Annotated in this window: 20 protein-coding genes, 1 tRNA gene and 3 pseudogenes; 17 read left to right on the forward strand and 7 right to left on the reverse strand. The window is 73.5% G+C overall.

The window, feature by feature from the left end:
• Positions 1-2 precede the first annotated feature (2 nt).
• The 12 genes and pseudogenes from ACIOHG_RS03175 (at position 3) to ACIOHG_RS03230 (ending at position 13171) form a co-directional block, all read left to right on the forward strand.
• Positions 3-389, forward strand: coding sequence for a cupin domain-containing protein (locus tag ACIOHG_RS03175; protein WP_400944669.1), 387 nt, complete (start codon positions 3-5; stop codon positions 387-389).
• Complete coding sequence (locus ACIOHG_RS03180) at positions 386-1510, forward strand: FAD-dependent oxidoreductase (RefSeq protein ID WP_400944671.1); 1125 nt, start codon at positions 386-388, stop codon at positions 1508-1510. The genes ACIOHG_RS03175 and ACIOHG_RS03180 overlap by 4 nt, the downstream gene beginning before the upstream one ends.
• A complete protein-coding gene (locus ACIOHG_RS03185) occupies positions 1507-2826 on the forward strand; it encodes an ATP-grasp domain-containing protein (RefSeq protein WP_400944673.1) in 1320 nt (439 codons plus the stop codon). The genes ACIOHG_RS03180 and ACIOHG_RS03185 overlap by 4 nt, the downstream gene beginning before the upstream one ends.
• Positions 2823-3659, forward strand: a complete 837-nt coding sequence (locus tag ACIOHG_RS03190) for a hypothetical protein (protein WP_400944675.1) — start codon at positions 2823-2825, stop codon at positions 3657-3659. The genes ACIOHG_RS03185 and ACIOHG_RS03190 overlap by 4 nt, the downstream gene beginning before the upstream one ends.
• A 52-nt stretch (positions 3660-3711) precedes the next feature.
• Positions 3712-4368: an alanyl-tRNA editing protein gene (locus ACIOHG_RS03195; RefSeq protein ID WP_400944677.1), complete on the forward strand. Its 657-nt coding sequence runs from the start codon at positions 3712-3714 to the stop codon at positions 4366-4368.
• Positions 4369-4418: 50 nt separating this feature from the next.
• Positions 4419-5627: an MFS transporter gene (locus ACIOHG_RS03200; protein WP_400944679.1), complete on the forward strand. Its 1209-nt coding sequence runs from the start codon at positions 4419-4421 to the stop codon at positions 5625-5627.
• The gene (locus tag ACIOHG_RS03205) at positions 5624-6979 is read left to right on the forward strand and encodes an ATP-grasp domain-containing protein (RefSeq protein ID WP_400944680.1); all 1356 of its coding nucleotides are present in this window, start codon (positions 5624-5626) and stop codon (positions 6977-6979) included. Before ACIOHG_RS03200 ends, ACIOHG_RS03205 begins: the two co-directional genes overlap by 4 nt.
• The gene (locus tag ACIOHG_RS03210; protein ID WP_400944682.1) at positions 6976-8217 is read left to right on the forward strand and encodes an ATP-grasp domain-containing protein; all 1242 of its coding nucleotides are present in this window, start codon (positions 6976-6978) and stop codon (positions 8215-8217) included. Before ACIOHG_RS03205 ends, ACIOHG_RS03210 begins: the two co-directional genes overlap by 4 nt.
• 14 nt (positions 8218-8231) lie before the next feature.
• Entirely contained in the window at positions 8232-9863 is a 1632-nt protein-coding gene (locus tag ACIOHG_RS03215; protein ID WP_400944684.1) for a class I tRNA ligase family protein, read from the forward strand.
• A gap of 120 nt (positions 9864-9983) precedes the next feature.
• Positions 9984-10922 carry a prephenate dehydratase gene (gene pheA, locus ACIOHG_RS03220; RefSeq protein WP_400944686.1) on the forward strand — a complete coding sequence of 313 codons (939 nt, stop codon included), beginning with the start codon at positions 9984-9986 and terminating at the stop codon, positions 10920-10922.
• A gap of 427 nt (positions 10923-11349) precedes the next feature.
• Positions 11350-11535 (forward strand): annotated as a pseudogene (locus ACIOHG_RS03225) (IS5/IS1182 family transposase); the annotation flags it as partial.
• 571 nt (positions 11536-12106) lie between these two features.
• Positions 12107-13171 (forward strand): IS110 family transposase, encoded by a 1065-nt coding sequence (locus ACIOHG_RS03230; RefSeq protein WP_400944688.1) that lies wholly within the window; start codon positions 12107-12109, stop codon positions 13169-13171.
• A gap of 21 nt (positions 13172-13192) precedes the next feature.
• Here the strand turns inward: ACIOHG_RS03230 and ACIOHG_RS03235 are convergent, their stop codons facing one another.
• A complete protein-coding gene (locus ACIOHG_RS03235; RefSeq protein ID WP_400944690.1) occupies positions 13193-13654 on the reverse strand; it encodes a hypothetical protein in 462 nt (153 codons plus the stop codon).
• Between the two features lie 391 nt (positions 13655-14045).
• Between ACIOHG_RS03235 and ACIOHG_RS03240 the strand changes: the two genes are divergently transcribed.
• Positions 14046-14432 (forward strand): hypothetical protein, encoded by a 387-nt coding sequence (locus ACIOHG_RS03240; RefSeq protein WP_400944692.1) that lies wholly within the window; start codon positions 14046-14048, stop codon positions 14430-14432.
• Positions 14433-14488: 56 nt separating this feature from the next.
• Positions 14489-15013 (forward strand): SMI1/KNR4 family protein, encoded by a 525-nt coding sequence (locus tag ACIOHG_RS03245; protein WP_400944847.1) that lies wholly within the window; start codon positions 14489-14491, stop codon positions 15011-15013.
• Positions 15014-15040: 27 nt separating this feature from the next.
• Here the strand turns inward: ACIOHG_RS03245 and ACIOHG_RS03250 are convergent, their stop codons facing one another.
• Positions 15041-15511, reverse strand: a complete 471-nt coding sequence (locus tag ACIOHG_RS03250; RefSeq protein WP_400944694.1) for a transposase — start codon at positions 15509-15511, stop codon at positions 15041-15043.
• A 139-nt stretch (positions 15512-15650) separates the two neighbouring features.
• Positions 15651-16127, reverse strand: a pseudogene (locus ACIOHG_RS03255) (transposase); the annotation flags it as partial.
• 216 nt (positions 16128-16343) lie between these two features.
• On the opposite strand from ACIOHG_RS03255, the pseudogene ACIOHG_RS03260 reads away from it, so the two are divergent.
• Positions 16344-16388: pseudogene (locus ACIOHG_RS03260) on the forward strand (hypothetical protein); the annotation flags it as partial.
• Between the two features lie 212 nt (positions 16389-16600).
• The gene (locus tag ACIOHG_RS03265) at positions 16601-16951 is read left to right on the forward strand and encodes a hypothetical protein (protein WP_400944696.1); all 351 of its coding nucleotides are present in this window, start codon (positions 16601-16603) and stop codon (positions 16949-16951) included.
• A 64-nt stretch (positions 16952-17015) separates the two neighbouring features.
• Here the strand turns inward: ACIOHG_RS03265 and ACIOHG_RS03270 are convergent.
• From ACIOHG_RS03270 to ACIOHG_RS03280, 3 genes are all read right to left on the reverse strand, one after another.
• A tRNA-Pro gene (locus tag ACIOHG_RS03270) sits at positions 17016-17089 on the reverse strand.
• A gap of 135 nt (positions 17090-17224) precedes the next feature.
• Positions 17225-18463, reverse strand: coding sequence for an MFS transporter (locus ACIOHG_RS03275; RefSeq protein ID WP_400944849.1), 1239 nt, complete (start codon positions 18461-18463; stop codon positions 17225-17227).
• 240 nt (positions 18464-18703) lie between these two features.
• Positions 18704-19324: a TetR/AcrR family transcriptional regulator gene (locus ACIOHG_RS03280; protein WP_400944698.1), complete on the reverse strand. Its 621-nt coding sequence runs from the start codon at positions 19322-19324 to the stop codon at positions 18704-18706.
• 151 nt (positions 19325-19475) lie between these two features.
• Here ACIOHG_RS03280 and ACIOHG_RS03285 point away from each other — a divergent pair, with 151 nt between their 5' ends.
• Positions 19476-20195 (forward strand): SDR family oxidoreductase, encoded by a 720-nt coding sequence (locus tag ACIOHG_RS03285; RefSeq protein WP_400944700.1) that lies wholly within the window; start codon positions 19476-19478, stop codon positions 20193-20195.
• Positions 20196-20239: 44 nt separating this feature from the next.
• Here ACIOHG_RS03285 and ACIOHG_RS03290 read toward each other — a convergent pair whose 3' ends face one another.
• On the reverse strand, positions 20240-20833 hold the full coding sequence (locus tag ACIOHG_RS03290; RefSeq protein WP_400944702.1) for a YbhB/YbcL family Raf kinase inhibitor-like protein: 594 nt from the start codon (positions 20831-20833) through the stop codon (positions 20240-20242).
• Positions 20834-21046 lie beyond the last annotated feature (213 nt).

Raw genomic sequence — 21046 nt, forward strand, 5'->3', positions numbered from 1 at the left:
CCATGCCGTACGTCCTCGGCGCAGGTACCGCAGAGGACATCGCCCACCTTCCCCGCCAGGGCGTGCTCGGCGCCGAGCTGCAGCTCGACGACGACGACACCACCCTGCTGGAGTTCGTCCTGCCGGACCGCTTCCCCGGCGGCCCCGAACTGCCCGTGAAGGTGAACTGGTGGCGCCTCGCCCCGGGCGCGAGCACGCCCGCCGAGAGCCACCGCGTGCACGAGATGTGGCTGCTCTCGGCCGGCGAGGCCGAGCTGCGCATGGGGGACGAGACCCTGCGGGTCCGGGCCGGCCAGAGCGTGTTCATCCCCTCCGAGGTGCGCCACCGGGCGGTCAGTCTCGGTCCCGGGCCGCTCGTGGGCTTCGCCGTCTGGTGGGAGCCGCGATGACCGCCCCCCGCGCCGACCTGCTGGTCGTCGGCGGCGGCGTCGTCGGGGCCACCGCGGCCTGGGCGGCCGCCCGGCACGCGCCCGGTGCCCGGATCCTCCTCGCCGACCGGGGCGAACCCGGTGGCGGGGCCAGCGCGCACTCCGCCGCCCTGGTCGTCCCGTACGCCCCCGACGCCGCCCACCGCGCACTGATGGGCGAGGCCGGCCGGCTGCTCGCCGCGGCCCCGGCGGCCGCGTTCCAGCGGCCCGCGCCGATGCTCTTCGTGACGGACCGGCGCGACGTGGCCACCGTGGCGGGCCGCTTCCTCGGCGCCCCGCTGCCCCTCGCGGACACCGACCGGCTGGCCGAACTGCGCGCCGCCTACCCCGACCTGCGGCTGCGCCCGGACGAGCGGGTGCTGGACGCGGGCGACCGGTGCACGGTGTTCGACGTGGCCGGCTGGATCGCGGCCGTGCTCGGCGGGAAGCTTCCCGGGGCGCCCGCGCCCGAGGTGCTCACCGGCACCGCGGTGACCCGGCTGCGGCCCGACGGCGAGGGCTGGGCCGCCGAAACCGCCACCGGGACGGTGCTGCGCGCCCGCCGCGTCCTGCTCGCGACCGGGCCGTGGCCCGCCCCGGACCTCGCCGCCGGGCCCCGGGCGTCCCGGCCCGCTCCCGCCGCCAAGCTGGTGGCCGCCCTCCACCTCGCGCCCGGCGCGGTGCCGGACCGGCCCGGGACGCCCGGGGTGGTGTTCCTGGACGACGACCTGTTCGTCCTCCCCGGCCGGATCCCGCTGGTGAGTTTCAAGGCCCGCAGCCCGCTCGCCGCCGGCGCGGACCCGGTCGCCGGACTGCCCGGGGACGAACGGGCCGAGGGCGTCCGGGCCCTGGCCCGCCGGCTCCCGGAGCTCGCCCGCCGGGTCACCGGCGGCCGGTGCTTCCCCGACGCGTACGCGCCGGGCCGGCTGCCCGTCGTCGACCGGCCGGCCGGGCCGGGTGGACCCGTCCGGATCACCGGCGGCTCCGGTTCGGGCGTCCGCTTCGCACCCGCGCTCGCCGAGCGGGCCGTCCGGCTGCTCGGCCTCGCCGTCCCCGGGCCCGCCGACCGCCCCTCTCCCGCACCCTCCGGAGCATCCCGATGACCGCACACCCGCCGCAGTCCGCGGACGCCCCCGCCCTGCTGCTGGTCGGCGGGGCCGCCGCCGGCGGCCACGGGGCCGACTCCACTCGGCGCACCATCCGTGCCGCGCGCGCCCTCGGCCTCGCCGTCCACCTCACCGACCTGCCCGAGGCGCTCGCCGCCGCCCCCGACATCACCGCCCTCGCCGACCGGGTCTCCGCCCTCGACCACGAGCGGCCCGGGACGTGCGCGCGGTGGGCGCGTTCCGGCGCCGCCGGGAACGTCCGCGCGGTCTTCAGCTCCCGCGAGTACGCCCAGGAGGGGGCCGCCGCCGTGGCCGCCGCCCTCGGCCTGCCCGGGAACCCCCCGGAGGTCGTCGCCACGGTGCGCCGCAAGGACCGCTGCCGGGCCGCCCTGTCCGCAGCCGGCTTCCGGCAGCCCGCCGTGCGGCTGTGCCACGACGCGGCGCAGGCACGGGAGTTCGCGGACGAGGTGGCGGGCCCGTGGATCGTCAAGCCGCGCGACGCGATGGGCAGCATCGGCGTCGCGCTGGCGCGGACGCCCGGAGCGCTCGACGACGCCGTCACCGCCCTGCCGGGCACCGGACCGTTCCTCGTCGAGGAGTACGTCCACGGGCCCGAGTTCAGCGTCGAGGGCGTGCTGGCCGCGGGCCGGCCGGTGGTACTGGCCGTCACGGCCAAGCACGTCACCCCGCCGCCGCTCTTCGTCGAACTGGCCCACGCCCTGCCTGCGCCGGTGGACCCCGAGGTCCGCCGAGGGCTCGCCGAGGGGGCGGCGGCCGCGGTGACCGCGCTCGGGCTGCGCCACGGCGTCTTCCACGTCGAAGCCTGGTGGACCCCGGACGGCCCGGTGCTCGGCGAGGTGCACACCCGCTTCGGCGGCGACTGGATCCACCTGATGCTCGAACACGTCCTGGACGCGGACGTCTCCGACGCCGTCCTGCGCGACCTGCTCGGCCTGCCCGTCCCGGACCTGGTTCCGCCCGCCGCCGCCCCCGGGCGGGGCGCGGCCGTCCTCTTCCCGACCCCGCCGCCCGGCACGGTGGCGGCCCTGCACGGCTGGGACCGTCTTGCCGACCTGCCCGGTGTGCTGCACGCCGACCCGCAGCTCTCCCCCGGCGACACCGTCCCGCCGCTCACCGACTCCGCGGCCCGGCGCGGCGTCCTCGTCACGTCCGCCGAGGACGCCCGCTCCGCCCTCGACCTGGCCCGTCGCCTGGCCGCACGCCTGGCGACGCGGGTCGTCCCGCCGCCCGGCGCGGCGACCGCGCCTTCCGTCCGTTCCGCCCCCGTACAGAACCGAGAGGACCACTCATGAACACCGCACTTCACGACGCCACCCTCGTTGCGGAGAACACGGAGGTCATCCAGCACATCGACCCGCTCTTCGACGTACTGGTGCGGGAGGCGCCGGACCGCTCCGACCTGGTGCGGCTGGCGGCCGGGACGCTGGCCGCCGTCCGCATCCCCCACCACCTGTCGGCCGATCGCTGCGCCGCGCTGATGAACGCGCTGGACGGCGCCGAGTTCGACACCTACGACGAGCGCCGGATCTTCCCGCCGGTGACCAAGTTCGGGCCGGCCGTCTTCGACTACTACCTGGACGACACGATCCGCGCCGAGTATTGGGAGCACGCCGAGCAGTCCCGCTCCACCTGGAAGCGGATCGTGGGCGAGGACGACCCGCTGGAGACCCTGGTCGACGAACTGCGCCGGATCTGGCAGGGCCCGGTCGAGCCCGCGACCGTCGGCGGCCGGGAACTCTTCGTCGGCATGGTCCGCGAGCTGACCGGCGGCGCACGGATGCACTTCGACGAGCTGATGCGGGAGTTCCCCGGCGTCATCGACCAGGAGTTGGTCGCCCAGTTCGGCTTCAACTGCTACATCAGCGTGCCCGAGGAGGGGGGCGAGCTGGTCGTCTACCGCCGCCGGTGGAAGCCCAGCGACGACCAGGAGCGGATCGGCTACGGATGGTCCGAGAAGGTCGCCGCCAACGAGCCGCGCGTCCTGGTGAAGCCGACGACCGGCGACTCGGTCTGGTTCGACTCGCGCAACTACCACGCCATCAACCCGAACGCCACCGGGCGGCGCCTCTCGCTGGCGTTCTTCTGCGGTGTCACCACGGAGAACAAGCTCGTCCTCTGGTCCTGACCCGGCCTCCGTCCCCGCTCCGACACGCTCCGATCCGAAGGAAGAACGACACGTGCCCACCCACCTGCTCCACCGCGAGGACCCGTACCTCCGCGACTTCGAGGCCACCGTGGTCCGGGTCGACGAGGAGACCCTGGAGCTCGACGCGACCGCCTTCTACGCCCGGGGCGGTGGCCAGCCCGGTGACCAGGGGCTGCTCGGCGGCCACCGGGTGCTCGACACGGTCAAGTCCCCCGACGGGCTGGGCGTCGTGCACCGCATGGAGTGGAGCGGCCCCCCGCCCGCCGTCGGTGACCGGCTCACCGGCCGGGTGGACTGGGAGCGCCGCTACCCGCTGATGCGGCTGCACAGCGCCCAGCACCTGCTGTGGATCGCCCTGACCGCCGAATACGGCCCGGAACAGCAGGACCGCGGCGGCGAGATCGGCCTCGACAAGGCCCGGCTCGACGTCTCCTGGGAGGCGCCCGAACGGCCCGACCCGGCCGCGCTCACCGCCCGGCTCGCCGAGCTGGTCGCCGCCGATCTGCCCATCGAGCGGTATGCCACCGACGAGGAGGGCCGGAACTGGGAGTGGGCCATCGCGGGTCACCGGCCGATCCCGTGCGGCGGCACTCATGTCCGCTCCACCGGGGAGACCGGTCCGCTCGCCGTCAGCGTCAAGGGCAAGGGCCGCAACACCGTGCGGCTCACCGTCAGCCCGGCCGGCTGATTCCCCCCACCCCCGCACCCCGTCCCCGCGAGCGCCGGAGTCCGAGTCCCATGCGCCGTACCCTGGCCCTCACCACGGCCTACCTCCTCACCCACCTCGGGTACTTCTCCCTGCTGCCCGTGCTGCCGCTCCTGCTGGAGCGGGGGGCCGGGGCCGCCGGGGCGGGGGCCGCGCTGCTGTGCTTCACCATCGCGTCCCGCGCGGCCTCGGTACTGGTCAGCGGCCGACTGGAACGCTTCCCCGCGCGGGGCGCCATGGTGGGTGGTCTGCTCCTCGCCGCCGGGGCCTTCGCCGCCCTCGCGCTGCGGCCGCCGTTCCCCGTCCTGCTCGGACTGCTGCTCGCGGCCGGCTGCGGCATCAGCGTCAACGGGCTGACCGTGCGCGCCTACGTCGCCCAGGCGGTACCCGGGAGCGAGGCCCGGCACCGGCTGTTCGGCGCGGTCAACCTCGCCGTGAACGTCGGCGCGTCGCTCGGCCCGGTGGCGGGGACGTTCCTCGTCTGGGCCGGCAGCGACGAACGGCTGTGGCTCGCGGTGAGCGGCTGCTACCTGCTCGCGGCGGCGACGACCCGGCTGCTGATGCCGGCGGTGCCCGCCGCGCCCGGCGGGGCGAGCACCCTGCGCCGCCGGCTCTCCGTCGTGCGGGGCATGCTCCGCTCGCCGTACGCCCGGCGGCTGGCCGCCGTCAACGTGCTCGGCTGGTTCGTCTACGCACAGCTGTTCTCCGCGCTGCCGCTCTTCCTGGCCGACACCGTGGAGCACCGGGCGGTCGCCGCGTACTTCACGGCGAACGCGCTCGCGGTGATCCTGCTCCAGGCCCCGGTCTCGGCCCTGGTGGCGCGGCGGCTCGCGGCCGGGACCTCGCCACTGGTGCTGCTGCGCCACGGCTGCCTGCTGCTCGCCCTCGCGTTCCCGCTGATGGCGGTGGCCGCCGGGGTGCCGTGGCTGATCTTCGCGGGCATCGCGGTCTTCTCGCTCGGCGAGACCGTCTACGTCCCGCTGGTGGACACCGCCTTCGCCGACCTGGCCGCCGAGTCCGCGTACGAGTCCTTCAACGCACGCCAGGTCGTCACGGCGGCGGGCGAGTCCCTCGGCTCCTTCGCGGGCGCCGCCGGCTACCTCGCCCTCGGCGCGTACTTCGGCCGCGGCACCTGGTTCCTCACCGTCGGCCCGGTCGCCGCGGCGCTGCTCGGCGCGCTCGCCGTCTGGGGCACGGTCCGCCCCCTGTCTCCCGTTCCCGCCCCGAAGGTGGCCTCGTGACTCCGCCGGTCGTGCCCCAACTCGTGATGGTCGGCTTCTTCCCGGCCTTCATCCGCTCCCTGGAGCAGCTCCTGCCACCGCGTTCCCTCACGGTCGTGGAGGACCCCGGCGTCTACGTGAAGAAGCCCATCGCGGCGATGGAGGGCTCCTTCCAGTGCCTCACCGAAGTCCGGCTCGCCGCCTACCAGCAGTCCGACGAGGCGGTCGAGGAGGTGCTCCGGATCGACCGCGCGCACGGGGTGACCGGTGTGCTGCCCGGACTGGAGTACGCCGTCGAGGCCGCCGCCGCGGCCGCCGAGGCCCTCGGGCTCCGGGGCCTGGGCACCGCAGCCGCCCGCACGCTCCGCGACAAGATCCTGCTGCGGGAGAGGACCGTCGCCGCCGGGATGGCGGCGCCGGTCTTCCGCGAACTGCGCTCGGCCGAGGACCTGGCCGCCTTCCTGGCCCGGGAACCGCGCCGGGAGACCGTACTGAAACCGGCCAACCGGCAGGCCAGCCTCGGGGTCCGCTTCCTCCCGCCGGACACTCCGCCGGAAGAGGTGGCGGCGGCGTGGCGCGCCACCACCGGCGCCGACGAGGGAGCCCAGATCGCGGACCGGCCGATGGCCTGGCGCTACCTCGCCGAGGAGCGCCTGGACGGGCCGGAGATCAGCGCCGAGGCGCTCGTCCGCGACGGCCGGCTGATCTTCCTCAACATCACCGCCAAGACGACCGCCGACGGCGCCCACCCCGTCGAGCTGGGCCACGTCCTGCCCGCCGCGCTGCCGCCCGCCACCGACTCGGCGCTGCGCGACGGGATGGCGGCGCTCATCGACGCCGTGGGCATCGGCTCGGGCATCCTGTGCGCCGAGTGGATACTCACCGAGCGGGGCCCCGTGCTGGTCGAGTGCGCGGGACGCTGTCCCGGCGACAGCATCATGGACCTGCTCGCCCTCGCCTGGGGCGACGACTTCCACCACCAGCTGGCCCGGCTGCTGCGCGGTGAGGACCCCGAGCTGCCGGCCGCCGCGCGGCGCTGCGCCGCCATCCGCTTCCTGCACGCCGGCCCCGGCACGATCACCGCCGTCGAGGGCGTACCGGAGGCGCGCTCCCTGCCGGGGGTCCGGGAGGTCGTCGTCACCGCCGTTCCCGGGCACACCGTCCAGGGCCTGCACAGCAGTTGGGACCGTCTCGGCCACGTCGTCGCCACCGGTGCGACGCCCGCCGAGGCGCTCGCCGCAGCCGAGCGGGGCGCGGCGCGCATCCACCTCGCGGTGGCCCCCGCCGCCGCCACCGGCCCCGCCCCGGCCGCCTCCGTCACCTCCACCGCCTCCGTCACCTCCACCGCCGACCAGCAGAGGATCGCCCCGTGACCGACGCCGTCATCATGTGCAACCTGCGGCCCAACCAGCTCGAACACCACGCGGCGCTGCGCGCCGCCCACCGCCTGGGCCTCACGGTGCTGCTGATCACCGATCAGAAGGCGGACGTGGCGCCCTCGCTGCTGGCCGAGCAGATCCGGGTCCCCACCTACGACATCGCGCAGCTCGTCGCGGCGGGCCGTGAACTCGCCGGCCGGCACCGGGTCACCGGAGTGGTCACCTGGAGCGACCGCGACGTGCTGGGCACCGCCGAACTGGCCCGCGCCCTGGGCCTGCCCGGCCTCTCCCCCGATGCCGCGCCCGCCTTCCGCAACAAGCACCTGATGCGCGCCGCGCTCTCGGCGTTCCCCCAGTACCTGCCCCGCTTCGCCCGGGTCACCACCCCCGAGGAGCTGGACCCCGCCGCCGAGTACGTCGGCACGCCCGCCGTGCTCAAGCCCACCGGGGCGGCCGGCAGCATCGGCATCCACGAGATCCACCGCCCCGCCGACCTGCGTCCCGCCTTCGACCGGCTGGTTGCCCACACCCGCCCCGAGGTGCACCCCATCTTCGCGGCGAGCAGCGGGGAACTGATCCTGGAGGAGTTCCTGACCGGCTCCGAGCACAGCGTCGAGGGATACGTCCACCAGGGGAGCGTCACCCTCGCCGGGATCACCGACAAGACCACCCTGGCCCCGTTCCACACCGAGACGCGCCACGTCTTCCCGTCCGCGCTGCCCGAGACCGCGCGCGCCGCGATCGCCCGCATGACGGAGGACGTCGTCCGCGCGCTCGGGCTCACCGACGGGGTGTTCCACCTGGAGTGCAAGTGGGACGGCGGACGGGCCCGGCTGATCGAGGTGGCCGCCCGGGTCGGCGGCGACCACATCACCTCCCACCTCGTGCCGCTGGCCACCGGTCGGTCCTTCTACGAGAACACCCTCCGGGTGGCGACCGGCCGGGCCCCGGTCGCGGCCGACGGCCCCCTGCTCGCCGCCGGGGTGCAGAAGTTCCTCGCCCCGCGGGCCGGGACGTTCCGGCGCTTCGACGGGCTCGACGAGGCCACCGCCGTCCCCGGCCTGGAACACCTCGTCGTGGACGCCAAGCCGGGTGCGACCGTCCGCGTCCCGCCCGAGCACTACATGGAGTACGCGCTCGGCGCCGCCCTGGTCCGGGCCGGCACCCCCGCCGAGGTCGGCGCCGCCCTGGACACCCTGCAGTCCCTCGTCCGCCCCGTCGTCGTCCCATGAAGGAACCCCGGTCCGTGCGCCTGCTCGAACAGGTGCGGCGGGGCCCCGCCCGCCCGCACCTCGTCACCGCCGCCTACCACACGCCCAACGGCCCGCTCCACCTCGGCCACATCGGCGGTCCCTTCCTCTCCGCGGACGTCGTCGCCCGCCACCTGGAGACCCTCGGCCACCCGGTGGCCCGGATCTCGGCCACCGACTCGCACGAGTCGTACATCCTGATGACCGCGCGCCGCAGCGGGCTCTCCCCGGAGGCCGTCGCCGGCAGGTACCACGACTCGGCGCTCGCCGCCCTCACCGGGCTCGGCATGCCCCAGGACGCGTGGCCCGACATGCACCGCGCCCCCTACCGCGAGCTCTACCACAGGCGCAGCCACGCCACCGTCGAGGACCTGGAGCGGCGCGGGCGCCTCGTCCTGGAGACCGAGAAACTGCTCCACTCGTCCGCCACCGGGCAGGGCCTGGTCGGCGCCTTCGTCCGGGGCCGCTGCCCGGCCTGCGGCAACGGGGCCGCCGGCAGCTCCTGCGAGGGCTGCGGGCTGTGGTTCAGCCCCGCCGACCTGATCGACGCCGGCCCCGTCCTGCCCGAGGACCGGGCGGTGGAGCCGCGCGCGGTACGCAGCGCCTTCCTCCCCGGCGACCCGCGCTGGTTCTCCGGCGAGGAGGCCGCCCGCCGCTTCCCGCCGGGGTACGCGGAACTGCTGGAGGCCTACGTGGCCCGCAACGGGCGCCGCATCCGCCTCAACCACCCGCTGGGCTGGGGCGTGCCGTGGCGCGGGGGCGCGGCCGGCGACGTCCACCTCAGCTACGGCACCGGCACGTACGCCGCGTTCAGCGTGCTGCGCGACCTGTACCGCGACGCCGACCCGGCCGGACGCGACGCGTTCGCCCGCGACACCGACGTGGTCACCATCGCCACCGGCGGCTACGACGCGACCCTGCCCTGGATGTTCGTCCTCGCCTTCATGGACGACGACACCGACTGGCAGCCGCACCAGCACCACGTGATGAACCGCTTCCTGCTCCTGAACGGCAGCAAGTTCTCCACCAGCCGGGGCCACGTCATCTGGGCGCACGACTACCTGGACGCGGGCTTCCCCGTGGACCCGCTGCGCGGCTACCTCGCCTCGCTCTCCGACGCGGCCGGCGAGAGCGACTTCCGCACCGCCGGATTCGCCGACTGGACCTCCCGCGTCCTGGCCGGCCGCTGGGACCGGGCCGTCCGCCGCGCGCTGCGCGACGGGACCGGACCCGACGGGGCCCGGGACGCGGGGGCGGGGCCCGACGGGGCAGCGGGGTCCGAGTCCTTCGCCCGGGAGTCCCTCGCCGCCCTCACCGCGACGGCCGACGCCCTGCGTCCGCCCACCACCAGTCCGCGCGCGGCCCTCGCCGTACTGGACGACTGGATCACCCGGGCGGAGGACGGCCTGCCACCCGGTCGGCACCCCCAGTGGCTGGCCGTCGCGTCCGTCCTGGCCTGGCCCCTGATGCCGTCCCTCGGCAGCCAGCTCTGGGCCGTCCTGGGCGGTACCGGGCACCCGTCCCTGGCCGGGCCCCTGCCGGACCGGATCGTCGCACCGGACGCCTACCAGGGCCTGTCCGCCGTCTCCCGCACGGCGGTGGAAGCCCTGCTGCCGGATCCGGCATGAGGAGCGGGGGGCGTCACGCCGGGCGCGGTCGCGGCGGGTCTCCCCCCGCTACTCCCCCAGGAGTCCCCCGGGAGCGGAATCGGGCAGCGAGGAACGTTGCAGGCGAGTTCGGAGGCGGTCATGTCGGCGACCCGTTACACCTACTATCTCGGGCCCGCGGGCACCTTCACGGAGACGGCGCTGTACTCCCTGCCGGAGGCGGCGACCCGGGAGCTGTCGCCGGTGGCCTCGGTGTCGGCGGCGCTGGACGCGGTGCGGGCCGGCGAGGCCGCGGGCGCGATGGTGGCGATCGAGAACTCGGTGGACGGCGCGGTCACCACCACCAGCGACGAGCTGATCAACGGCAGCCCGCTGATGATCTACCGCGAGGTGCTGCTGCCGATCTCCTTCGCCGTGCTGGTCCGCCCCGGCACCGCGCTGTCCGACGTGAAGACCGTGACGGGGCACCCCGTCGCACAGCCGCAGGTGCGGCACTGGCTGGCCACCAACCTGCCCGACGCGCAGTGGCAGTCGGCGGCGTCCAACGCGGAGGGCGCCCGGCTGGTGCAGGACGGCCGCTACGACGCGGCGGTGGCGGGCGCGTTCGCCGCCGAGCTGTACGGGCTGGAGGTGCTGTCCGACGAGATCCACGACGCGGCGGCGCCGACCACCCGGTTCGTGCTGGCCGGCCGACCGGGCCGGGTCTCCTCCGCCACCGGCTGGGACAAGACCTCGATGGTGGTGTGGCTGCCGGACGACCACCCGGGCGCGCTGCTGGAACTGCTGCAGGAGTTCGCGGTGCGCGGCATCAACCTGATGCGGATCGAGTCCCGGCCCACCGGCGGCGGCATGGGCAGCTACTGCTTCCTGATCGACTGCGAGGGACACCTGAGCGAGCGCCGGGTCGGCGAGGCCCTGACGGGCCTCAAGCGGATCTGCCCGCAGGTGCGATTCCTCGGCTCCTACCCCCGGGCCGACAAGGGCCCCGCATCCCCCGTCCGGCAGGGCACCTCCGACCTGGACTTCGCCAACGCCGCGGACTGGCTGTCACGCTGCCTCGACGGCCGCGGCGAACTCTGAACCGCACCCGCCCACACCCACGCCAAAGAGCGCTCCGGGAGGCCCTGTTGCCGCAGTTCCACGCCTCGCGGGAGGAGGGCCCCACCTCGGCCTCGGGCCGGGTCAGGCTCCACCGGGGTGCGCAGCAGCACCGGTGAACCCGGATGGTGGTCGAAGGCAGGTTCCAGCCCGCTGGGGGCCTGCGTCGAAATGTGGTTCGCGTGGGCGGCCGGTCCCCGGCGGGCGACTCCTTCAGGTCCACCCGGGGGCGCCGATCCCCAGCAAGATCGTTCAGGGGTGCTCGCAGGTGGCTCGTCCCACTGAGCCTTTTCAGGCCGGGCACCGATCGGGTGACGGTCGGGCGATGGGGGTGAGGGCAGAACGAACGAGGCTCCCGGACGGTTGAGCGAGATGTCCGAAGTCTCAAGCAACCAGCCAGGAAGCCTCGTTGGTCACCTGTCCTGCCGCACCGGACCTGCCGCACGCACCCGTCGAGTGGGTCACCATGCCCATCGTCACCCGCGAGGGCGACCGACGGTGCAGACTCCCGCCGTCCCCAAGAGCCCTGGCCGCGCTGGTGCTTCTGCGCAAACACGACACCCTCGCCCGGATCGCCTCCGGCTCCGGGACCAGCACGGACGGGCAGCGGTCGCCGAACCGGGCCCACGCCCGACTCCGCCGCCCCGTCGAGCGCGGCGTGGTCACCGTGAAGCGCCGGAGGATTTTCCGGCACGCACGCTGCGGCCCGAACCGGCTGACGTCAGCAGCCAAAGCAGTCCTCACCCTTGAGCTGCACCGCCGAAAAGGCTCACGCACCGCCATCGCCGTCACCATCGAACGCCTCAGCAAGCAGGCCCCCGACGAAAGCGCGCCCCCACGACCGCCGACAGCCTTCCAGGACCACCTCGATCAGCGGGGCATCCCACGCCTACGTCCCTGGCGAGCCGTCAGTTGAGAGGATGGCGACCAAGATCCCCGACTGTGAGTATTGGGCGGCACCGCTCGAGGGTCTGACCCGATCCCCGATTGACGCTTCGGCTGTCCTCACTCTGAATCGTCGACCTTCCGAGCGGTGCCACCGCGTGTACCGGCTGGTGATCGTGACCTCATAGAAGCTTGACCAACGTGGTCCCGTCACAGTCGTGTCCGTCCGCCGGCCGGTGCGCGCGAGCCCACCCGCCGCGCACGGAAGGAACCCGGCCACCATGTCACAACCCATCGAGGTGATCGGCGGGATCGACACCCACACCGACGTCCACCAGGCCGCCGTCATCGACACCATCGGCCGGCACCTGGCCACCGAGGCCTTCCCCACTACGCCTGCGGGCTACCGAGACTTGCTGGAATGGCTGCAGTCCCACGGCCGAGTGCTGGTCGTGGGCATGGAGGGCACCGGCTCCTTCGGCGCCGAACTCGGCCGCTACCTCCGCGCCAACCAGATCGCCGTCATCGAGGTGGACCGACCCGACCGTCGAGCTCGCCGAGCGGCAGGGAAGTCGGACTCCATCGACGCCTACGCCGCCGCCACTGCGGTGCTCGCCGGCCGCGCCACCGGCACGCCGAAGCACCGCGACGGCGCGGTCGAGGCAATCCGCGGGCTGCGTGTCGTACGCGCCAGCGCCGTCAAAGCCCGCACCCAGACCGTCAACCAGATGAAATCACTGATCATCACTGCGCCTGCTGAGGTTCGCGAAGCACTGCGCTTACTGACCACAACCGAGCTGGTCCGGCGGCTGGCCGCCAGCCGTCCAGGCACCGATCTGGCTGCCCCGGCCACGGCCATCAGGGTGGCACTCAAGCGCCTGGCCAGGCGTTACCGGCACTTGAGCGAGGAGATAGCAGACGCGGATGCCGACCTGCGCGTGCTGATCACCCGCGCCGCGCCCGGCCTTCTCGCGCTGACGGGCGTCGGGACCGAGACCGCCGGGCAGCTGCTGGTCACCGCCGGCGACAACCCGGACAGGCTCGCATCCGAGGCTTCCTTCGCCCACCTGTGCGCCGCCGCACCCGTCCCGGCCTCTTCCGGACGCACTGACCGTCACCGGCTCAACCGCGGCGGAGACCGCCGGGCGAACCGTGCGCTGCACACGATCGTGCTGGTCCGCATGCGGCATGACCCCCGCACTCGCGACTACGTGGCACGACGTACCCTCGAAGGACTCAAGACGAAGGACATCTTCAGGTGCCTCAAGCGCTTCGTCGCGCGCGAGGTCTACCACCACCTCATCAGCGCAGCCAGCGGGACACCAAGCCTGTCTCCTACAGCTTGACGATCTATAGAAGCTTCAGGGTCAAGCGCAGCGGTCCTCGCCGTGGCGCAACACGTCGACCAGCTGGTCCAGGTCGGCGTTGACGCCCTTCAGCATCCGCACCGTCCGGTGGTAGGCGGTCGGGCCCATCCGCGGGATCGCGGCTCGCAGCAGGTCGAAGCCGTCCATCAGCGGCTCCAGGGTCTCGAAGTACATCGCCTGGTGGACCAGCAGGACCGGGCTCTGCAAACCGGCCTCGATGAACTCGAAGCATCTGGCGAGCAGCTCTGGGTCCGGCTGGGCCGCGCGCAGCGCGGGTAGGTAGAGCGGGCAGGCGAAGGCCTCCCGCAGCACCGCGTACGGGTCGACGAATCGCTCGGTGCGGCCGTCGTTGTCGAACTCCAGCGACAGCTTCGACACCGGGCCCGCGCACTCGGGGACGACTTCCAGCATGGCGGTCAGCAGCGTCTCGCCGTCGACGATCTCAGTGATTTCGCGGGGCATCGCAGTTCCTCCGATATGCCCGGGACACCTTTGATGTCCCGTTTGATGCCCCGGGGAGAAATGGACGGACGGGGCCGCCTGATCGCCGGTGCACGAGATTCTATGCATCTGGACCCGGCAGCCCCGCCCACCGTTCGGTCAGGTCAAATCGCCTGACCTGGGGTCAGCAGCCGTTGTCCTTCCGAGAGTGGCGGCTGTGTTCCCACTGGTCAGGGACAGGACCGGGGCGCCGGTGGCAGAGAAGACGAAGTGCCGTTTCGTCTCTGCGGTGGAGGTGTCGGGGTGCTGTCCGTGGTGGGGCTGTTGGAGGAGCGAGAGCGTGCCGCTCGGCAGCGGGTGGAAGCTCTTCAGGCCGAGCTGCGCGAGGCGGAGCTCGTGGGGGGAGCGGTTCGTGATCGTCCGGGAGACGGTCGGGCTGGTGCTGGCCGAGGAGCGCGGGGGCGATGAGTTGCCGCCGGTCGTGGTGGTGGGCGAGAGGCCGCTGCGGACCGCTGCTGCTGTGCCTGGTTCGGTCGTGCCGGTGCGGAGAGACGGCCTCGATGTCGGTGTACTCGCGCCGGACTACCGTCGGCTCGTGGATGTCCTGGCCGGTGGAAGCGGATCGGGCGGGGAGGCGCTGGGCTGTCGGCAGTTGGCGGTGGCGCTCGGGCTGGACGCGGTTCCCGCGAAGGTCGAAGGCGTGCGGTCGAAGGCGAAGCGCCTGGTCGCGCGGGGCCGGCCGGCGGAGGAATGCCCGGGGGTGTCCAGCCTGGCCGCCGAACGGGCGGGCAGCTCGTAGGCTACCGGGGGCGGGAGTTTCGGGCCGGGACGCCCGGTTTGGGTGGAAGGGGCTTGGTGGTGGCAACGCTTTCGGAGGTCGAAGCCCTGTTGGGCGAGCCCCGGTTCAACTGGTCGGATCCGGCGCCATGGGCCGAATTGGAGCGGGAGTTCGGCATCGCATTCCCCGCGGACTTCCGCGAGATCGTGAACGCCTACGGCTCGATCGGGATCAACGGGCAGCTGTACCTGAAGCACCCTGCGAGCCATCTTCTGCACAGTCTGGGAAGGAACATCAGGGAGGACCTCGAGTTCTGGCGGGAGGAGGACATGACGGAGTTCCTACCAGGTCCGGCGGGAGCGGGCCCCGGGGAGTTGATGCCAGTGGCGACGGCCACGACGGGAGAATGGGTATTCCTTCGTGTTCCGGATGAACCGTCGTCGCCCTGGCGCGTCCTGGTGCAGGAGTTCGACAGTCCGGCCTGGACTCTCCATGAGATGACGTTCAGTGAGTGGTTGCTGGCGTATCTCAGGGGTGAGGACGTGACGGTGTGTTCGCGCAACCTCGCGCCCGACCGCCCGTTCTACGAACCCCTGCCCTGAACTTGACCACGGTGGAACACGGTGGAATCAGCAGGGTCGCCGGGCGAGCCGGCGGCTCATGACCGTGCTCATCGACCAGCGGACGATCGCTTCCGAGGTGCCGGTTCGGCCCTCGTAGTCACGGGCGAGGCGACGTGAGCGCATCAGCCACGCGAACGTCCGCCCCACCGACCACCGCTTCGGCAGCACGACGAAGCCCGTCGTGTCATCGCTGCGTTTGACCACGGTCAGCGCGATCCGCAGAGCATCGCGGGCGAGATCGACCAGGCGACCGGTGCAGCCGCCGTCGGCCCACACCAGCGTGGTGCGCCAGTGCCGTGCGCGGATCCGGGACAGTAGCGTCCGGCCCGCGTCGCAGTCGGTGACGGAGGCTGCGGCGACCAGCACGGTCAGTAGCAGCCCGAGGGTGTCCACCACGATGTGCCGCTTGCGACCGTTCGCCTTCTTCCCGCCGTCGAACCCTCGCGTCGCCGCCGGCACCGACGCGGCCGCCTTCACCGACTGCGCGTCGATGACGCCCGCAGTCGGCTCCGGATCCCGGCCGGCGGCCTCGCGGACCCGGTCCCCGCAGCCGGTCGTGGAACTCGGCGACCAGACCCTTGTCCCGCCGGCGCCGGCAAAACGCGTAGCCACGGTCCCGGGCGGGGAAGTCCGCAGGCGTCGCCCGCCAGGCGATGCCGCCCGCGACCAGGTAGCGCACCGCGTCGACCAGCTGCCGGTGGCAGTAGCTCTCCGGCTGGCCGCCCCTGCCCTCCAGCCAAGCGGGCACGGGCATCGCGTCACGCACCACGGTCGCTTCATCTGAGCAGCAACCCGGCCCAACAGCGCGAGCTTCGCCCCGAGCAATGCCGCCTGCGGTTCTCCCTTTGCCACTGGCCGAGGGAGAACCGCAGATCAGGGCCTGTTCCCCTGACCTGGTGGTCGCACAATGGCCGCTTCGCGAAAGCACACTGGGAGGGAGACCCTCGCGCACCCGGCCCTTTCCGAGGCGATCACCATGCGCACCCCCAGCCCTGTTCCTGACCGCGACCGTGTCCACCGGCGCTGCGGCTGCCGCGACGCCGACCGCCGCCAGCTCGGCACCCACTGCCCCCACCTGGCCGATCCGGGCCATGGCAGCTGAGCGTTCGCCGTCGACGTCCCCTCCCCCGCCGGCCGCCGCCGCACCCTGCGCCGCTCCGGCTTCCCCGACGAGATCGAAGCACGCATCGCCCTACGCCAGTTCAACCAGGCCCTCGCCCTGGGATTCATCGCCGACCCGCGACAGAAGACCGCCGACCACCTGCACCAGTGGCTCGATGACAAGGCCCTCTACCTCAAAGCCACCACCATGGTCCGCTACCGCGACCACGTCGAGAAGGATCTGACCCCCTCCCTCGGCGACATCCCCCTCGACGATCTCAACCGCCAGCACCTGCGCGCCTACGTCAACCGCGAACTCCACTCCGGCCGCAGGAGAGTGACCGTCCACCGCATCACGGCCACCCTCTCCAGCGCCCTCTCGAGCACCGTCAACAACGACCGCCCGACCCGCAACGCCGCCAAACCCCCACTCCTGCCACGCCCCGCCTCCGCACCCCGACACCTGTGGACCGAAGCCCAGACCGTCCGCTTCCTGCGCTTCACCCGCGCCACCGACCCACCGGCTACGTCTTCCACCGCCACGGCCGCCCCCTGCACCCCAAGAACGTCCTCGACCACTTCCACCTGCTCTGCGACAAAGCCGGCGTCCCCCGCGCCGCCCGCACGGGCGTCGACGACATCGCCTGGCTCCTCGACAAGGCCGACCGCGAAGAATCCGGCGCACCCGTCTGCCGCGTCGCCCAACAACACCCGCGCCCCCACCGGCGGCGGTCGGCCAACTGCACCCCGCGCCTCGACGACCCCACCGACGACTGGCCCATGTGGTCCGGCCACCACCATGCGACCACCACCTGACACGGCAACAGCAAGAGCCGGCACCTGGTTTCCCAAGCACCGGCTCCCACAACCGACTTCACAGTCGGGACGACAGGATTTGAACCTGCGACCCCTTGACCCCCAGTCAAGTGCGCTACCAAGCTGCGCCACGTCCCGTGGTCGTCCGCCCGGTGGCCCTCGCGGGCTCCTCGGCTTTCTGACCTTGCCCCCGATCTCTCGGCGACGTGGAAAACAATACAGCACGTCGGGGGGTGCTCGCTGCCAGGTTTCGGGGGTGTGGCGGGCGGGCGGTCAGGGGGTGGGATGGCGGGCGTCGTAGCGGAGGAAGGCGGGGCGCCGGGCGGCGAGGAGGAGGACGGCGGCGACGCAGGCGAGGCCGCCGGTGAGGATGGAGACGGTGGGGGTGGTGAGGGCGGAGACGGTGCCGGACTCGAAGTCGCCGAGGCGGGGCCCGCCGGCCACCACGACGATGAAGATCCCCTGGAGGCGGCCGCGCATCTCGTCGGGGGCGGCGACCTGCATCATCGTGTTGCGGAAGATCATCGAGACGGTGTCGGCGCACCCGGCCGCCGCGAGCAGCAGCAGGCCGAGCGGCAGGTTGCGGACCAGCCCGAACGCCGCGATGGCCAGGCCCCACGCCGCGACGGAGACCAGGACCGCCACGCCGTGCCGGTGGATGCGCCCGGTCCAGCCGGAGAAGAGGCCGCCGGCCAGGGCGCCGATCGCGGGGGCGGCCACCAGCAGCCCGACGGTGCCGGCGTCGCCGCCGTAGAAGGGGACGACGATCGCGGGGAAGAGGGCGCGCGGGAGGCCGAAGATCATGGCGGCGAGGTCGGCGAGGAAGGAGGTCCGCAGGTTGGGCTGCTCGCGCAGGAAGCGCAGGCCGTCGAGGACGGTGGCGCGCTTGCCGGAGGTGCTCTGCGGCCGCATCGCGGGGAGCCGCCACATCGCGTAGAGGGTGGCGGTGAAGGCGAAGGTGTCGACCAGGTAAGCGGATTGGAAGCCGTACGCGGCGATGGCGACGCCGCCGAGCATCGGGCCGAGGGTCTGGCCGAGGTTCATGCCGATGGTGTTCAGGGCGTTGGCGGCGGGCAGCTGCCCGGGCGGGACGAGGCGGGGGATCATCGAGGACCGGGCGGGCGAGCTGACGGCGAAGAAGCCGCCCTGGAGCGCGACGGCCGCGTAGAGCAGGACGACCGAGTCGAGGTGCAGCAGGGCCTGGGCCGCGAGCAGCGCGGAGGTGAGGGCGAGGCCGCCGGAGCCGATCAGGCCGAGGACGCGGCGGTCGACGCGGTCGGCGATCACGCCGCCGTACAGGCCGAAGACGACCAGCGGCACCAGCGAGCAGATCCCGACCAGGCCGGTGAGGAACGCGGAGCGGGTCAGCGAGAAGACTTGGACGGTGACGGCGAGCGCGGTCATCTGCTGGCCGATCGCGGAGACCGACTGCCCGAACCAGAGCCGCCGGTACTCGGGGCTCTCCCGCAGCGGCGTCAGGTCGGCGAACGCGCCACGGGTCAGCCGCCGCAGCCCGGACGCCGCGGGAGCCGGGGCGGACGCCGGCCCGGGAGGCGACTCTGGAACCGGCGCGGAAACCGGCGCGGCGGACGCAGGCGGGGCGGACGCCGCCGGGGCGGGGTCGGAGGATCCGGGCGGTCGGAAGGGCGTTTCGGCAGGCACCCCGCCATGCTCGTCCACCCGTTCGACGAACCAGTCGGCGGGGTCCCGCCCACTCCGTGCCACCTCGGCCCGGCGCTGCCCGCCCGGACTTCAGCGCAGCAGCGTCCGGGTGAGCAGCGCCGCGAGCCGCTCGTCGAGCGGTTCGCGGGTGGCGAGCAGCCGGTACCAGAGCGCCCCGAACGCGAGGTCGACGGCGTCGTCGGGGGTGAGGTGGGCGGCGAGCGCGCCGGCCGCGTGGGCGCGGGAGACCAGGGCGCCGAGCGCTTCGCGGCGCGGTGTGAGCAGGGTCGCCCGGAACCGTTCGCCGAACGCGGGGTCGATCTGGGCCTCGGCCATCAGCGCGCGCAGCGCCTCCACGGTGGGGGCGGTGGCCGCGGCGAACGTCGCACCGAGGAAGGCACGCAGGTCGGCGGCGTGGTCGCCGGTGTCGGGCAGCGGGATGTGCTGCCGGGCGTGCACGGTGACGGCCTCCAGCAGGACGTCCGCCTTGCCGGGCCACCAGCGGTACACGGTCTGCTTGCCGGTCCCGGCCCGGGCAGCGATGCCCTCGACGGTGAGCCGCGCGTAGCCGGTCTCGGCGAGCAGCTCGTACGCGGCGGCCAGGATCGCCTGCCGGCTCTCCTCGCTGCGCCGTCGACCCGGCTTGCCCTGAACGGGAGTTGACGAACCATCGGATGTGCCCGGCGGGCCGGGGGTCGCTTGCTCGATCACGACCGCCACGCTACCTTAATTCGAGACGAGACGTCACGGTTCGAAATAGCCGAACCGCGACGCCCGGCAAAGCGACGCATCACACCGCACCGGACCGCCCCTCGACATGCCACCGAGGGACGCCGGGCAACGACAGACAGGGGGAACAGCCATGACCGAACGCATCGCACTGGTGGTCGGCGGAACGTCGGGGATCGGACTCGCCACCGCGCGCCAACTCCGCGACCGCGGGGCGGTGGTGCACGTGGTGGGGCGCAGCGAGGAACGCCTGGCGGCGCTGGCGGGCAGCGATCCGGAGCTGATCGGGCACTGCGCGGACGGGGCCGACCGGCAGCAGCTGGCCCAACTCCTGGAATCCGTCGGCGCCTTGGACTGGCTGGTGGTCGCGCTGAGCGGCGGCAACGGGGCCGGGGCGTTCGCCGAACTGGACCTCTCCGCCCTGCGGGAGGCTTTCGAAGGCAAGTTCTGGGGGCAGTTGGCGACCGTCCAGGCCGCGCTGCCGCACCTGCGCGAGGACGGGTCGATCACCCTGATCACCGCGACCTCGGCACGCTCGGCGATGCCCGGAACGGCCGGACTCGCCGCCGTGAACGGGGCGTTGGAGGCGATGATCCGACCCCTCGCGGTGGAGCTCGCCCCGCGCCGGATCAACGCGGTCTCCCCCGGCGTGGTCGACACCCCGTGGTGGGACGGCATGCCGAAGGAGGCCCGGGACGCCTACTTCGCCCATGCCGCCCGGCAGTTGCCGGTCCGCCGGGTCGCCACCCCGGAGGACGTCGCGGAGGCCGTCGTGCTGGCCGCCACCAACCGCAACCTCACCGGCACCGTCCTGGAGAGCGACGGCGGCCTGCGCCTGACCCCGGCGAGCTGAGCCAGCACCGTCCCCCGGCTCCTTCCCCCGCCCAAGAGATCGGGTCAGCGCGCGGCCACCGCCGTGACCTGCGCCCAGCCCACGATGTGCCCGCCCATGCCGAACGCGGTGACGGCCGGCGGCGTCGCGGCGGGCAGCGCCAGGGAGGGGATGTCCAGCGCGTAGACGGTGATCCGGTAGCGGTGCGGGCGGTCGCCGACCGGCGGGCAGGGGCCCAAGTAGCCCTGCACACCGGCGTCGTCGGCCCCCGCCACCGCGCCGGGCGGCAACTCCCCGTCCAGCCGGTCGGCGGTGGCGGGCAGGTCCCAGTTCAGCCAGTGCCAGAAACCCGAACCGGTCGGGGCGTCCACGTCGAACATGGTGACGGCGTAGCTCCGGGTCGCGGCGGGGGCGCCGTGCCACTCCAGCCGCAGCGGCCGGTTGCCGCCGTCGCAGCCGAAGGAGTCTGCCCAATTCGCCTTCGGGAAGCCCCCGTTCACCAGGTCGGGACTGCTGACGGCGAACCGGGGCAGCCCTGCGGGTATCCCCGACCGCACCGTCGAGTACCCGAACTCGACCGCTTTCCTCCCTACTTGGGCGTTCGAGTCGGCCGCACCGAACAGGACCAGCGGCACGGCGGTGGCGGCGGACAGCAGCACGGCGGCAGCACGGAACGGACGACGGGACGGGCGACGAAACGGACGGCGAGACGGAGCTGACATGGGGCGGCCTCATCGGATCGGACCCGGAGCGGAACCGGGCAACTGCCCCAACTCTGTTCCACCGCAAGGCACTCGGGGAGGCCGTGTCGATGGTGGTGTCCGGCGTACCAGGATCGGCTCTGGACGCCCCGACCGCCCCGCGGCGATCAT

It is taken from the genome of Kitasatospora sp. NPDC088134 (assembly GCF_044741705.1).
GTDB lineage: Bacteria > Actinomycetota > Actinomycetes > Streptomycetales > Streptomycetaceae > Kitasatospora.

Coding starts and splice junctions, on each gene's coding strand:
- ACIOHG_RS03175 (WP_400944669.1), top strand. CDS start 3: ATGCCGTACGTCCTCGGCGCAGGTACCGCAGAGGACATCGCCCACCTT.
- ACIOHG_RS03180 (WP_400944671.1), top strand. CDS start 386: ATGACCGCCCCCCGCGCCGACCTGCTGGTCGTCGGCGGCGGCGTCGTC.
- ACIOHG_RS03185 (WP_400944673.1), top strand. CDS start 1,507: ATGACCGCACACCCGCCGCAGTCCGCGGACGCCCCCGCCCTGCTGCTG.
- ACIOHG_RS03190 (WP_400944675.1), top strand. CDS start 2,823: ATGAACACCGCACTTCACGACGCCACCCTCGTTGCGGAGAACACGGAG.
- ACIOHG_RS03200 (WP_400944679.1), top strand. CDS start 4,419: ATGCGCCGTACCCTGGCCCTCACCACGGCCTACCTCCTCACCCACCTC.
- pheA (WP_400944686.1), top strand. CDS start 9,984: ATGTCGGCGACCCGTTACACCTACTATCTCGGGCCCGCGGGCACCTTC.
- ACIOHG_RS03230 (WP_400944688.1), top strand. CDS start 12,107: ATGTCACAACCCATCGAGGTGATCGGCGGGATCGACACCCACACCGAC.
- ACIOHG_RS03235 (WP_400944690.1), bottom strand. CDS start 13,654: ATGCCCCGCGAAATCACTGAGATCGTCGACGGCGAGACGCTGCTGACC.
- ACIOHG_RS03285 (WP_400944700.1), top strand. CDS start 19,476: ATGACCGAACGCATCGCACTGGTGGTCGGCGGAACGTCGGGGATCGGA.